The sequence below is a fragment of the Cronobacter sp. 153480017-3 genome (genome assembly GCF_053627815.1).
This window is the reverse complement of record NZ_JBSEYN010000005.1, coordinates 268,734-282,970: the sequence shown is the minus strand read 5'-3', so window position 1 is coordinate 282,970 and position 14,237 is coordinate 268,734. Positions and strand designations below refer to the sequence as shown.

The following is a 14,237-nucleotide window of genomic DNA, read 5'->3' as shown; positions in this document are numbered from 1 at the left end:
TTACCGCTATGTCAGACCAGAAACGGCTGTTTTTCGCGCTGCCCCTGCCAGCCGACCTTCAGCAACAGATTATCGAGTGGCGCGCCGCACACTTTGCGCCGGACGCGGGCAGGCCGATTGCCGCCGCTAATTTGCATATCACACTCGCGTTTTTAGGTGACGTCAGCGCGCAGAAACAGCGCACGTTAAGCGCGCTTGCCGGGCGCATTCAGCAGCCGGGGTTTACGCTTACGCTGGACGACGCCGGACACTGGCCGCGCTCGCAGGTCGTCTGGCTTGGCTCCCGTCAGCCGCCGCGCGGCCTGTTGCAGCTCGCGAATTTACTGCGCGCGCAGGCGGCGCGCAGTGGTTGCCCACAAAGCGCGCAACCCTTTCATCCGCATGTCACATTACTGCGTAACGCTCAGCACCCGGTCAGGCTGCCGCCGCCAGGGTTTGGCTGGCAGCTTCCGGTGCGGGAGTTTGTGCTGTATGAATCGCGATTTGAACAGGGACGTACCCGTTACCAGCCGCTGCAACGCTGGTCTCTGAACCCATAAGGAAGCGACATGGAATTTACCCCCGCACTGCAACCGGCCCGGCTGATTCAGCGCTACAAGCGCTTTCTCGCCGATGTGGTCACGCCGCAAGGCGAGACCTTAACCCTGCACTGCCCGAATACCGGCGCGATGACCGGCTGCGCGACGCCCGGAGATACCGTCTGGTATTCCACCTCAAGCGTCGCGACGCGCAAATATCCGCACACGTGGGAATTAACCCAAACCCGTGACGGCGCGCTGATTTGCGTGAATACGCTGCGCGCCAACACGGTGGTGAAAGAGGCGTTGCAGGCGCAGCGCCTGCCTGCGCTCGCCGGTTACGAGAGCCTGAAAAGCGAAGTCAAGTACGGGGCCGAACGCAGCCGCATCGACTTTATGTTGCAGGCGAGTGACAAGGTTAACTGCTATATTGAGGTGAAATCCGTGACGCTGTCGGAGCCGGATTCAGGCTACTTCCCGGATGCGGTGACCGCGCGCGGTCAGAAGCATTTACGGGAGCTGATGAGCGTAGTGGAACAAGGGGATCGCGCCGTGCTGTTGTTCGCCGTGCTGCACTCCGCCATTACGCAGGTTGCCCCGGCGCGCCATATCGATGAGCGCTATGCTGAGCTGTTAAGCGAGGCGCAGCGCAAGGGGGTGGAAGTGCTGGCCTGGAAGGCCTCGCTCTCCGCCAGTGAGATAACGCTGACGTCGCCTTTGCCGGTTCGCTTATAACCAGTTGATCCGCAATCGACTAATAATGATACGGCCGCGTGCGCAAATACGCTTTTCCTCACAGGGTTGTCAAGTGTAACGTTTAGATAATTGCTATCCGGAAAAGCTTCTGTTATTTATAGCGGCCTGATTTTTCCCCCGAGAAGGGGATCGATAGTGCGTGTTAAGGAGAAGCAACATGCAAGAAGGGCAAAACCGTAAAACATCGTCCCTGAGTATTCTCGCCATCGCTGGGGTGGAGCCGTATCAGGAGAAACCGGGCGAAGAGTATATGAACGAAGCCCAGCTGGCGCACTTCAGGCGTATTCTTGAGGCATGGCGTAATCAACTCCGGGATGAAGTCGATCGCACCGTAACCCACATGCAGGATGAAGCTGCAAACTTCCCGGATCCGGTAGACCGTGCCGCCCAGGAAGAGGAGTTCAGCCTTGAGCTGCGTAACCGCGACCGCGAACGCAAGCTTATCAAGAAGATTGAAAAGACGCTGAAAAAAGTGGAAGACGAAGATTTCGGCTACTGCGAATCCTGCGGTGTTGAAATCGGCATCCGTCGTCTGGAAGCCCGTCCGACCGCCGATCTGTGCATCGACTGTAAGACGCTCGCTGAAATCCGCGAAAAACAGATGGCCGGCTAATCGCCGACACAAATTACTCACACTTACGGCGGGATCTTCCCGCCGTATTCTTTTATGTCCGCCATCACCATGTCTGTTAAGCCATACATCGGGCGTTTCGCCCCCTCTCCTTCCGGCGAACTGCATTTCGGCTCGCTGATTGCCGCGCTCGGCAGTTATCTTCAGGCCCGCGCATTAAAAGGCCAGTGGCTTGTCCGTATCGAAGATATCGATCCGCCGCGCGAAGTACCGGGTGCCGCCGACGCGATTTTGCGCCAGCTTGATCATTACGGCCTGCACTGGGACGGCGAGGTGCTGTATCAGTCGCAGCGTCACGAGGCCTACCGCGAGGCGCTGGCGTACCTGCGCGAGCACGGACTAAGCTACTACTGCACCTGCCCGCGCAGCCGTATTCAGCAACTGGGCGGCATTTATGATGGCCACTGCCGCGCGTTACGTTACGGCCCGGAGAACGCCGCCGTGCGGCTCGTGCAGACGCACCCGGTCCTGGCGTTTACCGATAAACTGCGTGGCAACATTACCGCCGACCCGGCGCTCGCCCGCGAAGATTTTATTATTCACCGCCGCGACGGACTGTTCGCCTATAACCTGGCGGTCGTTGTCGATGACCATTGCCAGGGCGTGACGGAAATCGTGCGCGGGGCGGATCTTATCGAGCCGACGGTGCGCCAGATTTCGCTCTATCAGCAGTTTGGCTGGCAAGCGCCGGATTACGTTCACCTGCCGCTGGTGGTGAACCCGGATGGCAACAAGCTTTCCAAACAGAACCACGCGCCGCCGCTGCCGGAAGGCGACCCGCGTCCGGTGCTGGTTGAGGCGCTGGCGTTTTTAAACCAGCCGGTCGATGACGACTGGCGCGCGCTTTCCACCGAAACGCTGCTGCGTCAGGCGGTGGAAAAATGGGATCTCAGCGCGGTGCCTGCGGCGGCGGCCGCGAATCCGGCATTCTCAAATGCGTTGCGCTGAGCTATATTAGCCGCTGTTTTTTGTCCAGAGTCTGACACTACCGAGGTGCACCATTTTTACCCGAGTCGCTAATTTTTGCCGTAAGGTGTTAAACCGCGAGGAGAGCGTGGTTGACGAAGGCGTCGCACAGCCCGCCATAACCATTATCCCGCGTGAACAGCACGCTATCTCCCGCAAAGATATCAGCGAGAACGCGCTTAAAGTGATGTACCGCCTGAATAAAGCCGGTTATGAAGCCTGGCTTGTCGGCGGTGGTGTGCGCGATCTGCTGCTTGGCAAAAAGCCGAAAGATTTCGACGTCACCACCAACGCTACGCCGGATCAGGTACGCAAGCTGTTCCGCAACTGCCGCCTGGTTGGCCGCCGTTTCCGCCTGGCCCACGTCATGTTCGGGCCGGAAATCATTGAAGTCGCCACCTTTCGCGGTCATCACGAAGAGAACGCGGGCGATCGCGCCACCTCCCAGCGCGGCCAGAACGGCATGCTGCTGCGCGACAACATTTTCGGCTCTATCGAAGAAGACGCCCAGCGTCGCGATTTCACCATCAACAGCCTCTATTACAGCGTGGCCGATTTCACAGTGCGTGATTACGTCGGCGGCCTGAACGATCTTAAAGAAGGGATTATCCGTCTTATCGGCGATCCGGAAACCCGCTACCGCGAAGATCCGGTGCGTATGCTGCGCGCGGTGCGCTTCGCCGCCCGGCTTGATATGCGCATCAGCCCGGAAACCGGCGAGCCTATCCCGCGCCTCGCCACGCTGCTCAACGATGTGCCGCCGGCGCGTCTGTTTGAAGAATCGCTGAAGCTGTTGCAGACCGGTTACGGCTACGCGACTTATCGCCTGCTGTGCGAATACAATCTGTTCCAGCCGCTGTTCCCCGGTATCAGCCGCTATTTCACCGAGAAAGGCGACAGCCCGATGGAGCGCATCATCGCGCAGGTGCTGAAGAACACCGATCACCGCATTCATAATGATATGCGCGTGAACCCGGCGTTCCTGTTCGCCGCGATGTACTGGTATCCGCAGCTCGAAATGGCGCAGAAAATCGCCCAGGAGAGCGGCCTTGCCTACTACGACGCCTTCGCGCTCGCCATGAACGACGTGCTGGATGAAGCCTGCCGCTCGCTCGCGATCCCGAAACGCATCACCACGCTTATCCGCGATATCTGGATGCTGCAGCTGCGCCTGTCGCGCCGCCAGGGCAAACGCGCCTGGAAGCTGATGGAGCACCCGAAATTCCGCGCGGCTTACGATCTGCTGGCGCTGCGCGCCGAAGCGGAAAACAACAGCGAGCTGCAACGTCTGACGAACTGGTGGGGCGAATTCCAGTCCGCCGCGCCGCCGATGCAAAAAGATATGCTCAACGATCTGGGCGACGAGCCGGCCGCGCGTCGCCGCACGCGTCGTCCACGCCGTCGCACCTCCCCGCGCCGCGAGGGTAACGCGTGACGCTGGCCTTTATCGCGCTCGGCAGCAATCTCGCCGAGCCGCTTACCCAGGTCAATAACGCGCTGGCTGCGCTGGCGCGTATTCCGGGCAGCCGCGTTGTGGCGACCTCTTCATTTTATCGCACTCCGCCGCTTGGCCCACAGGATCAGCCCGATTATCTGAACGCCGCCGTGGCGCTGGAGACGACGCTTAGCGCCGAAGCACTTCTTGATAACACGCAGCGCATTGAGCTTGAGCAGGGGCGCGTGCGTAAAGCGGAGCGCTGGGGGCCACGCACGCTCGATCTCGATATCATGCTGTTTGGCGATGCGACGATAAACACCGAGCGCCTGATCGTTCCTCACTACGACATGAAAAACCGCGCTTTTATGCTGCTGCCGCTTTCAGAGATTGCGCCCGCGCTGCGCTTCCCGGATGGCGAGCGCCTGGCCGACGTGCTCGAACGCCTTGATTGTTCAGCAATTCGCCACTGGTAAATCAAAAAGTTCCCCTTCGTATTTCCTCGCGGTATCCTCCCGTAAACGCATCGTTTACACTGCTTTTTTTCTGTTTGCGGGACACCCATGAAACCGACAACCATTTCTCAATTGCGACGCCTGAAGGAAACCGGCAAAAAATTCGCCACCATCACCGCCTACGATTTCAGCTTTGCGAAACTCTTTGAAGAAGAAGGAATTGGCGTCATGCTGGTGGGGGATTCGCTGGGCATGACCGTCCAGGGCCACGACTCCACCCTGCCGGTCACCGTCGACGATATCGCCTACCATACCCGAGCCGTTCGCCGCGGCGCGCCGCACTGTCTGTTGCTCGCCGATTTACCCTTTATGGCTTACGCCACGCCTGAACAAGCCTTTGAGAACAGCGCCACCGTCATGCGCGCGGGTGCCAATATGGTCAAAATCGAAGGCGGCCAGTGGCTTGCCGACACGGTACGCATGCTGACCGAGCGCGCCGTACCGGTGTGCGGGCACCTGGGGCTGACCCCGCAATCCGTGAATATTTTCGGCGGCTATAAAGTGCAGGGCCGCGATGAAGCCGCCGCGCAGACGCTGCTTAACGACGCGCTGGCTTTAGAAGCCGCGGGCGCGCAGCTTCTGGTGCTGGAGTGTGTGCCGGTCGCACTCGCGCAGCGCATCACCGACGCGCTTTCCATTCCGGTTATCGGCATCGGTGCCGGTAACGTCACTGACGGGCAGATCCTCGTGATGCATGACGCCTTCGGTATTACCGGCGGCCACATCCCGAAATTCGCCAAAAACTTCCTGGCTGAAGCGGGCGATATGCGCGCCGCGGTGCGCCAGTATATTGCTGAAGTGGAGTCCGGCGCGTACCCGGGCGAAGAACACAGCTTTCACTAAAGGAGTGTCATTGTGCTGATTATTGAAACCGTGCCGCTGCTGCGCCAGCAGATCCGTCGCCTGCGCATGGAGGGCAAACGTATCGCCCTGGTGCCGACCATGGGGAATCTCCATGACGGCCATATGAAGCTGGTGGACGAGGCGAAAGCCAGTGCCGACGCGGTAGTGGTAAGTATTTTCGTCAACCCGATGCAGTTTGATCGCGCCGACGATCTGGCGCGCTATCCGCGCACGCTTCAGGAAGATTGCGAGAAGCTGAAAAAACGCGGTGCCGATTTCGTGTTCGCACCGACGCCGGAAGAGGTTTATCCGCAGGGCATGAGCGATCAGACCTATGTTGACGTTCCCGGCCTCTCCACGATGCTCGAAGGCACAAGCCGTCCGGGGCATTTCCGGGGCGTCTCGACCGTGGTGAGCAAGCTTTTTAACCTGGTGCAGCCGGATGTCGCCTGCTTTGGCGAAAAGGATTATCAGCAGCTTGCGCTTATTCGCAAAATGACGGCCGACATGGGTTATGACATCGAGATTGTCGGTGTGCCGACGGTACGAGCGAAAGACGGGCTGGCGCTCAGCTCCCGCAACGGTTATCTCACCAGCGACCAGCGCAAAATCGCGCCGGGCTTAAGCAAAGTGATGAATACGATGGCGGAGAAACTGCGCGCGGGCGAGCGCGATCTGGAGGCGATTATCGCCGCGGCAAGCGAAGCGCTTAGCGAGAAAGGCTTCCGCCCGGACGACCTGCAAATCCGCGATGCCGACACGCTGCAGGCGCTCTCACCGGCAAGCCAGCGCGCGGTGATTCTGATGGCCGCGTGGCTCGGCCAGGCACGGTTAATCGACAATCAGACCGTGGAATTAACCCAGTAGACAGCATGGGTAAAAAGGGCAATACTGCCCGGGATAAATTCCTGGAGCCGGGTCACCGCCCGGCTCTGACGACATTCAGGTAAACAGGGTTCAAGTTATGATTCGCACCATGTTGCAGGGCAAACTGCACCGCGTCAAAGTTACTCAGGCGGACCTGCATTATGAAGGCTCCTGCGCCATCGATCAGGATTTCCTCGAGGCCGCGGGCATTCTGGAATATGAAGCCATTGATATCTACAACGTGACCAATGGCAAACGCTTTTCGACGTACGCCATCGCGGGCGAGCGCGGCTCGAAGATCATTTCGGTGAACGGTGCCGCGGCCCACTGCGCGGATGTCGGCGATATCCTGATTATCGCAAGCTACGTGACCATGCCGGATGAGCAGGCGCGCAGCTGGCAGCCGAAAGTCGCCTATTTCGACGGCGACAACGAGATGAAACGTCTCGCCAAAGCGGTGCCGGTGCAGGTGGCGTAAGCGCTACGCGCACAAGAAAAAAGCCCTCCTCGCGAGGGCTTTTTTTATCCCTGCGGCTGGTTACTGATGATTTTCGACATCGTTTCCAGCGAATCGGTGCGCAGAATATAGAGCCGCTTTAACAGATACGGGTTATCGCCCGGCTTCACTTTCCCTTTCACCGTCGTCACCGCCAGATGAAACCCGGCATCGCCCGCCGCCTTCACGGCTTTATCGTCATACCCGCCGAACGGATAAGAGAGAAACAGCACGTGCGGATTAAACTGCGAGAGCGCGCGGCGCGAACGCTGATAATCAAAGAGAATGTTGTGATACGTGCGGCTTAACAGAATCGGATGGCGCGCGCCGTCGGTGCGGTGCAGAAAATGGGTGTGCGACTGGATATCAAACACGTCCTGAATCGCTTTCAGCTCTGAAACGCTCATAAACTGCAGCGTTTTTGGGTCCCACCGCTGCGGATGGCGCTTGATGCGCGACGAGATAATAAACGCCGTCGCCTTAAAGCCATATTCTTTCATCACCGGATACGCATAGCGGTAGACCGATTTCAGGCCATCGTCGAAGGTGATCGCCACCGCGCGGGCGGGCAGATTAATGCGGTTATGCACGTAGCCGTCGAGATCGTAGAGGCTTATCGTCGCATAACCCTGATCGCGCAGCCACGTCATCTGGTTGCTGAAGGCACGTACAGATGTGGTGGTGGACGTATGGCGAAAGCGGGTGTTCTCTTCATCACGCAGAATGTGATGGTACGTCAGCACCGGGATGCCGTTATCTTCCTGCGCGTCGAGGCTACTGATATACCCCAGCCGATCGCCGATGCGGATCTGATACCAGGTCTGGTTCAGGCGGTCTTTCAGCTTGCCGACAATCGGGTAACGCAGATTTTCCGCCAGCGTGCCGAGCGGTTCGCTGTTCACGTCCGGTTCGTTGTAGATAGTGACATCCCGCCAGGTCAGCAAATTTTGATTGCTGAGCGGCTTATTCAGATCGCCCAGGCTGTCCGTCACGCGTTTTTTGCCCTGCACGTCGGTCAGGTGGGCTTTGTCGATAAACCCGGTGCCGAAGCCAAAGCGGAACTCATAATAATCCGCGGCAATCGGCACCACGGCGAGCAACTGCCCTTCACGAATGATACCAACCGTCTGCACGTTATCACCGACCTTCGCCCAGATCGCGGCATCTTCGGTAATTTGCATATATTGCGGGGAGGGTTGCTCGCTACCAAGCAGGCTGGCCTGCGCGACGCCTGCCACCAGGAGGAGCAGACACAAAAAGAGACGATTTAGCATAGGAATGAAGGAACAGTCACTGCCAGAGGTGAAATTATGCACATTTTAACAAAAGTGACATGAATACCAAGCCCGGTTGTTATTTATTGCACCTTACACATTCCGGGCACGGGTCGCGGGCGACGCGCTGGCGTGAAAGTTTCCACGCCAGCGCGCTGAGTTTGTCAGGAGCGCAGGCCGCGCCCGCGGCTGATGAGATACCAGCACAGCAGATAGAACGCGATGATAAAGCACGCCAGCACCGCAACGGTAAACAGCAGCGGGACATCGGTTATCCCGAGGAAACCAAAGCGGAAGCCGCTAATCATGTAGACGATCGGGTTTAAATGCGACAGCGCCTGCCAGAACGGCGGCAGCAGCGTCAGCGAATAAAACACGCCGCCGAGATAGGTCAGCGGCGTCAGTACGAACGTCGGGATCAGGCTGATATCGTCAAAGGTTTTGGCGAACACCGCATTCAGCAACCCGGCAAGCGAGAACAGAATCGCGGTCATCAGCAGCGTCAGCGCAACAAACAGCCACGAGTGCACCTGGAACGGCACGAAAAACAGCGACACCGCCGTCACCAGAATACCGACGCACAGCCCGCGCGCCACGCCACCGCCCACGTAACCGGCGATAATCACATGTGTCGGTACCGGTGCCACCAGCAGCTCTTCAATATTGCGCTGGAACTTGGCGCTAAAGAAGGACGACGCCACGTTCGCGTAAGAGTTGGTGATCACCGCCATCATGATAAGGCCCGGCACAATAAACTGCATGTAAGTGAAGCCATGCATTTCGCCGATACGCGAGCCGATAAGATTGCCGAAAATAATAAAATAGAGGGTCATGGTGATGACCGGCGGCACCAGGGTCTGCACCCAGATGCGGGCAAAACGGTTCACCTCTTTCGCCCAGATACTTTTCAGGGCGACCCAGTAAAGCTGCATCATGCGCGCTCTCCTTGTTTTTCATTCACCAGCGTGACGAACAGCTCTTCAAGACGGTTCGCTTTGTTGCGCATACTCAGCACCTGAACGCCCTGCGCGGTCAGCTGATTAAAGACGCTGTTAATGCCCTGCTCGCGCAGCACTTCCACCTCAAGCGTCGAGGTATCCACCAGACGATACTGATAGCCTTCAAGCTTCGGTAGCGGGCTTTTCGCCGCCAGATCGAGGATAAACGTCTCCGATTTAAGCTTAGAGAGCAGCGATTTCATTGAGGTGTTCTCCACCAGTTCGCCGCGCTGGATGATGCCGATATTGCGGCACAGCATCTCCGCTTCTTCGAGATAGTGGGTGGTAAGGATAATCGTGGTGCCTTTATCGTTAAGATCTTTGAGAAAGCCCCACATCGAACGGCGCAGTTCGATATCCACGCCTGCCGTCGGTTCATCAAGAATCAGCAGTTTCGGCTCATGCATCAGCGCGCGGGCGATCATCAGACGACGCTTCATCCCGCCCGAGAGCATACGCGCGCGTTCGTTGCGTTTTTCCCACAGATCGAGCTGATTTAAATACTTTTCGCTGCGTGCAATCGCTTCGCGACGCTCAACGCCGTAGTAGCCCGCCTGGTTGACGACGATCTGCTGCACGGTCTCGAAGGGGTTGAAGTTAAACTCCTGCGGCACCAGCCCAAGCTGGCGTTTGGCGTTAACCACATCCCGTTCCAGATCGTACCCAAACACGCGCACCCGACCGGACGTTTTATTGACCAGCGAGCTGATAATACCGATGGTGGTGGATTTACCGGCCCCGTTCGGCCCCAGCAGCGCGTAGAAATCTCCCGCTTCGACTTGTAAATCAATGCCGCGCAGCGCCTGTACGCCGCCGGGATATGTCTTTTTAAGCTGCTCCAGTTCCAGTGCAATGGTCATGAAAGTACAGTCACCTTATTTTCTTGCAGAAGTTGTGTGGTTTAAAAAAAAGTTTAGTTGCCCTATATTACCCCAACGCAATTGTCTGGTTACAGGTCGTTAACCTCTATGAAAGATATCAGCACACTTATTAGTAATAACGAAATCTGGTCAAAAATGCTGGTCAAAGAAGACCCTGGCTTTTTTGAACGTCTGGCGAAAGCGCAGAAACCGCGCTTCCTGTGGATCGGTTGTTCCGACAGCCGCGTACCGGCTGAACGCCTCACCGGCCTTGAGCCAGGCGAAATCTTCGTTCACCGCAACGTGGCGAACCTGGTTATCCACACCGACCTTAACTGCCTCTCCGTCGTTCAGTACGCGGTGGACGTGCTGGAAGTGGAACACATCATCATCTGTGGTCACTACGGCTGCGGCGGCGTGCAGGCGGCGGTGGAAAACCCGGAGCTGGGCCTGATTAACAACTGGCTGCTGCACATTCGCGACATCTGGCTGAAACACAACGCGCTGCTGAGCGAGCTGCCGCAGGAAAAACGTCTCGACACTCTGTGCGAGCTGAACGTGATGGAGCAGGTTTATAACCTTGGCCACTCCACCATCATGCAGTCCGCCTGGAAACGCGGCCAGAACGTCACGCTGCACGGCTGGGCGTATGGCATTCACGACGGCCTGCTGCGCGATCTGGACGTGACCGCGACCGACCGCGAGACGCTGGAACAGGGTTATCGCAAAGGCGTATCCAACATCCAGAAAACACACGCCAGCCATAAATAAGGGCGAGCGTGACATAAAAAAGGGGCCGGTGGCCCCTTTTTTGTGCGCCGGATTTACTCTTCCAGCATCACCACGTTGCCGATATACGGCAGATGACGATAGCGCTGGGCATAATCGATGCCGTAGCCCACCACAAATTTATCCGGGATCGAGAAGCCGACATACTCCACTTCGACGTCCACTTCACGGCGCGACGGTTTATCGAGCAGCGTACAGATGGCGAGCGATTTCGGCTCACGCAGGCTCAGGATTTCACGCACTTTAGAGAGCGTGTTGCCAGAGTCGATAATATCTTCGACGATCAGTACATCTTTACCGCGGATATCTTCATCCAGATCTTTGAGGATTTTGACATCGCGCGTGGAAGACATGCCGCTGCCGTAGCTGGAGGCGGTCATAAAATCGACTTCATGCGCCACGTGAACCTGACGGCACAGGTCCGCCATGAACATAAAAGAGCCGCGCAGCAGCCCTACCAGCACCATTTCGCTGCCGCTGTCCTGATAACGCTCAGTAATCTGACGCCCCAGTTCTTCAACGCGCGCCTTAATTTCCGCCTCGGAAATCATCACTTCAACAGTATGTTTCATATCGCTAACCGTTTGATTTAAAAATAAATCAGCGTTACCTGCCGCGCCTGCCGCCGGTAACGCTCGATAAGCGGGGCAGTATACCAGTAAAACGCCCGTCCGACAGAAAAGTGCGAAAAGCTCTTTTTGTGATTAAGATCACATATGTTAACAACTATAATAACTTGCTACTTAAAAATTAAGAGTGTGGTTATGGCAGAAACAAAAAAGACACAATCACGACTTCTCGTGATGCTCACAGCCCTGTTCGCAGCATTATCAGGGCTGTATTTATTGGTTGGTGGTATATGGCTGGTTTCAATTGGTGGTTCCTGGTACTACCCCATCGCCGGGGTGGGTATGTTGGCGACCGCCTGGCTGCTGTGGAGACGTAACGCTGCGGCGCTGTGGCTCTACGCTATCATCTTATTAGGCACGATGGCGTGGGGCATCTGGGAAGTCGGCTTCGACTTCTGGGCGCTGACGCCGCGCTGCGACGTTCTGGTGTTCTTCGGCGTATGGCTGATTCTGCCATTCGTCTGGCGTCGCCTCAGCACGCCGTCCCGCGCAGGCGTACCGGCGCTGCTGGTCTCGCTTATCATCACCGCGGGGCTGCTCTTCTGGGCGGGCTTTAACGATCCGCAGGAAATCAACGGCACCCTCAGCGCGGACAGCACCCCTGCCGCCGTGAACGGCAGCCAGAGCATTCCTGACGGCGACTGGCCGGCTTACGGGCGTAACCAGGAAGGCCAGCGTTACTCTCCGCTCAAGCAGATCAACACCGACAACGTTCACAAGCTGAAAGAAGCCTGGGTGTTCCGCACCGGCGACCTGAAGCTGCCGACCGATCCGGGTGAGATAACCAACGAAGTGACGCCGATTAAAGTCGGTGACACCCTGTTCCTCTGCACCGCGCACCAGCGTCTTTTCGCCGTTGATGCCGCAACCGGTAAAGAGAAATGGCACTTCGATCCGCAGCTGAATACCAATCCGTCATTCCAGCATGTGACCTGCCGCGGCGTGTCGTATCACGAAGCGACAGCCGCGAACGCCAGCCCGGATGTCGTCGCGGATTGTCCGCGTCGTATTATCCTGCCGGTGAACGACGGTCGTCTGTTTGCGGTGAATGCGGATAACGGCAAGCTGTGTGAAAGCTTCGCTAATAAAGGCATTCTGAACCTGCAGACCAACATGCCGGTCACTACGCCGGGTATGTATGAGCCGACTTCGCCGCCGATCGTTACCGATAAGGTGATTGTGATTGCTGGCGCGGTGACCGATAACTTCTCCACCCGTGAGCCGTCTGGCGTCATCCGTGGTTTTGATATCAACACCGGTAAACTGCTGTGGGCCTTCGATCCGGGTGCGAAAGACCCGAACGCGATCCCGGCTGATGAACATCATTTCTCGCTGAACTCCCCGAACTCCTGGGCACCGGCGTCTTATGATGCCAAGCTCGACATGGTTTACCTGCCGATGGGCGTAACCACGCCGGATATCTGGGGTGGTAACCGCACGCCGGAGCAGGAACGCTATGCGAGTTCTATCGTCGCGCTGAACGCGTCCACCGGTAAGCTGGTATGGTCTTATCAGACCGTTCACCACGACCTGTGGGATATGGACCTGCCGGCGCAGCCGACGCTTGCCGACATTACCGTGAAAGGCGAAACCGTTCCGGTCATCTACGCGCCAGCGAAAACCGGTAACATTTTCGTACTGGATCGCCGCAACGGTAAGCTCGTCGTCCCGGCACCGGAAAAACCGGTTCCGCAGGGTGCCGCGAAAGGCGACTACGTGACGCCGACGCAGCCGTTCTCTGACCTTTCCTTCCGTCCGAAGAAAGATCTGAGCGGCGCGGATATGTGGGGTGCCACGATGTATGACCAGCTGGTCTGCCGCGTGATGTTCCATAGCCTGCGTTACGAAGGCATCTTCACGCCGCCGTCCGAGCAGGGCACGCTGGTGTTCCCGGGTAACCTGGGGATGTTCGAATGGGGCGGCCTGGCCATTGACCCGCACCGTCAGGTGGCGATTGCCAACCCGATGGCGCTGCCGTTCGTCTCGAAGCTTATCCCGCGTGGTCCGGGCAACCCGATGGAGCAGCCGAAAGACGCGAAGGGCACCGGTACAGAAGCCGGTATTCAGCCGCAGTACGGCGTGCCGTATGGCGTGACCCTGAACCCGTTCCTCTCTCCGTTTGGTCTGCCGTGTAAGCAGCCGGCATGGGGTTATATCTCCGCGCTGGATCTGAAGACCAACGACGTGGTGTGGAAAAAACGTATCGGTACGCCGCGCGACAGCATGCCGTTCCCGATGCCGTTCCCGGTGCCGTTTAACATGGGTATGCCGATGCTTGGCGGCCCGATCACCACCGGCGGTAACGTGCTGTTTATCGGTGCCACCGCGGATAACTATCTGCGCGCGTACAACGTGACCAACGGCGAGAAGCTGTGGGAAGCCCGCCTGCCGGCTGGCGGCCAGGCGACGCCGATGACCTATGAAGTGAACGGCAAGCAGTATGTCGTGATCTCCGCAGGCGGCCACGGCTCGTTCGGCACCAAAATGGGCGACTATATCGTTGCCTATGCCCTGCCGGATGATGCGAAGTAAAACCGTATCGGAAAGCAAAAAGCCCCTCATCGAGGGGCTTTTTTTATGGGCGGGGTTTTATTTGATGATGCCGGGGTGTGTTATGTGGGAGCAGGTGTTTTTGCAGTGTGGTTTATTGGGGGGACAGG

Annotated in this window: 15 protein-coding genes; 11 read left to right on the top strand and 4 right to left on the bottom strand. The window is 57.7% G+C overall.

Annotated elements, in window-relative coordinates; translation table 11 throughout:
• Positions 1-8 precede the first annotated feature (8 nt).
• From thpR to panD, 9 genes are all read left to right on the top strand, one after another.
• Positions 9-539 carry an RNA 2',3'-cyclic phosphodiesterase gene (thpR, locus tag ACUW6V_RS13710; protein ID WP_069683188.1) on the top strand — a complete coding sequence of 177 codons (531 nt, stop codon included), beginning with the start codon at positions 9-11 and terminating at the stop codon, positions 537-539.
• A 9-nt stretch (positions 540-548) separates the two neighbouring features.
• Entirely contained in the window at positions 549-1,253 is a 705-nt protein-coding gene (gene sfsA / locus ACUW6V_RS13705) for a DNA/RNA nuclease SfsA (RefSeq protein WP_319704477.1), read from the top strand.
• A gap of 178 nt (positions 1,254-1,431) precedes the next feature.
• Positions 1,432-1,887: an RNA polymerase-binding protein DksA gene (gene dksA, locus ACUW6V_RS13700; RefSeq protein WP_001155227.1), complete on the top strand. Its 456-nt coding sequence runs from the start codon at positions 1,432-1,434 to the stop codon at positions 1,885-1,887.
• Between the two features lie 69 nt (positions 1,888-1,956).
• On the top strand, positions 1,957-2,853 hold the full coding sequence (gluQRS, locus tag ACUW6V_RS13695; RefSeq protein WP_105576127.1) for a tRNA glutamyl-Q(34) synthetase GluQRS: 897 nt from the start codon (positions 1,957-1,959) through the stop codon (positions 2,851-2,853).
• Between the two features lie 52 nt (positions 2,854-2,905).
• Positions 2,906-4,306: a polynucleotide adenylyltransferase PcnB gene (pcnB, locus tag ACUW6V_RS13690; protein ID WP_204352783.1), complete on the top strand. Its 1,401-nt coding sequence runs from the start codon at positions 2,906-2,908 to the stop codon at positions 4,304-4,306.
• Positions 4,303-4,782 carry a 2-amino-4-hydroxy-6-hydroxymethyldihydropteridine diphosphokinase gene (gene folK, locus ACUW6V_RS13685; protein ID WP_012125731.1) on the top strand — a complete coding sequence of 160 codons (480 nt, stop codon included), beginning with the start codon at positions 4,303-4,305 and terminating at the stop codon, positions 4,780-4,782. Before pcnB ends, folK begins: the two co-directional genes overlap by 4 nt.
• 87 nt (positions 4,783-4,869) lie before the next feature.
• Positions 4,870-5,664: a 3-methyl-2-oxobutanoate hydroxymethyltransferase gene (gene panB, locus ACUW6V_RS13680; protein WP_038879682.1), complete on the top strand. Its 795-nt coding sequence runs from the start codon at positions 4,870-4,872 to the stop codon at positions 5,662-5,664.
• Positions 5,665-5,676: 12 nt separating this feature from the next.
• Complete coding sequence (panC, locus tag ACUW6V_RS13675; protein WP_454038486.1) at positions 5,677-6,531, top strand: pantoate--beta-alanine ligase; 855 nt, start codon at positions 5,677-5,679, stop codon at positions 6,529-6,531.
• A 97-nt stretch (positions 6,532-6,628) separates the two neighbouring features.
• Positions 6,629-7,009 carry an aspartate 1-decarboxylase gene (gene panD / locus ACUW6V_RS13670; protein ID WP_004387652.1) on the top strand — a complete coding sequence of 127 codons (381 nt, stop codon included), beginning with the start codon at positions 6,629-6,631 and terminating at the stop codon, positions 7,007-7,009.
• A gap of 44 nt (positions 7,010-7,053) precedes the next feature.
• Here the strand turns inward: panD and ACUW6V_RS13665 are convergent, their stop codons facing one another.
• The 3 genes from ACUW6V_RS13665 to ACUW6V_RS13655 all read right to left on the bottom strand — a co-directional run bounded on the left by ACUW6V_RS13665 (position 7,054) and on the right by ACUW6V_RS13655 (position 10,159).
• Positions 7,054-8,301 carry a polysaccharide deacetylase family protein gene (locus ACUW6V_RS13665; protein WP_454038485.1) on the bottom strand — a complete coding sequence of 416 codons (1,248 nt, stop codon included), beginning with the start codon at positions 8,299-8,301 and terminating at the stop codon, positions 7,054-7,056.
• Positions 8,302-8,465: 164 nt separating this feature from the next.
• On the bottom strand, positions 8,466-9,236 hold the full coding sequence (locus ACUW6V_RS13660; protein WP_004387654.1) for an ABC transporter permease: 771 nt from the start codon (positions 9,234-9,236) through the stop codon (positions 8,466-8,468).
• The gene (locus ACUW6V_RS13655; RefSeq protein ID WP_007896738.1) at positions 9,233-10,159 is read right to left on the bottom strand and encodes an ABC transporter ATP-binding protein; all 927 of its coding nucleotides are present in this window, start codon (positions 10,157-10,159) and stop codon (positions 9,233-9,235) included. Before ACUW6V_RS13655 ends, ACUW6V_RS13660 begins: the two co-directional genes overlap by 4 nt.
• Positions 10,160-10,267: 108 nt before the next feature.
• Here ACUW6V_RS13655 and can point away from each other — a divergent pair, with 108 nt between their 5' ends.
• Positions 10,268-10,930 (top strand): carbonate dehydratase, encoded by a 663-nt coding sequence (can, locus tag ACUW6V_RS13650; protein WP_004387656.1) that lies wholly within the window; start codon positions 10,268-10,270, stop codon positions 10,928-10,930.
• 53 nt (positions 10,931-10,983) lie between these two features.
• Here can and hpt read toward each other — a convergent pair whose 3' ends face one another.
• Positions 10,984-11,520, bottom strand: a complete 537-nt coding sequence (gene hpt / locus ACUW6V_RS13645) for a hypoxanthine phosphoribosyltransferase (RefSeq protein WP_004387657.1) — start codon at positions 11,518-11,520, stop codon at positions 10,984-10,986.
• Positions 11,521-11,712: 192 nt separating this feature from the next.
• Here hpt and ACUW6V_RS13640 point away from each other — a divergent pair, with 192 nt between their 5' ends.
• Positions 11,713-14,109 (top strand): glucose/quinate/shikimate family membrane-bound PQQ-dependent dehydrogenase, encoded by a 2,397-nt coding sequence (locus tag ACUW6V_RS13640; protein WP_032988846.1) that lies wholly within the window; start codon positions 11,713-11,715, stop codon positions 14,107-14,109.
• Positions 14,110-14,237 lie beyond the last annotated feature (128 nt).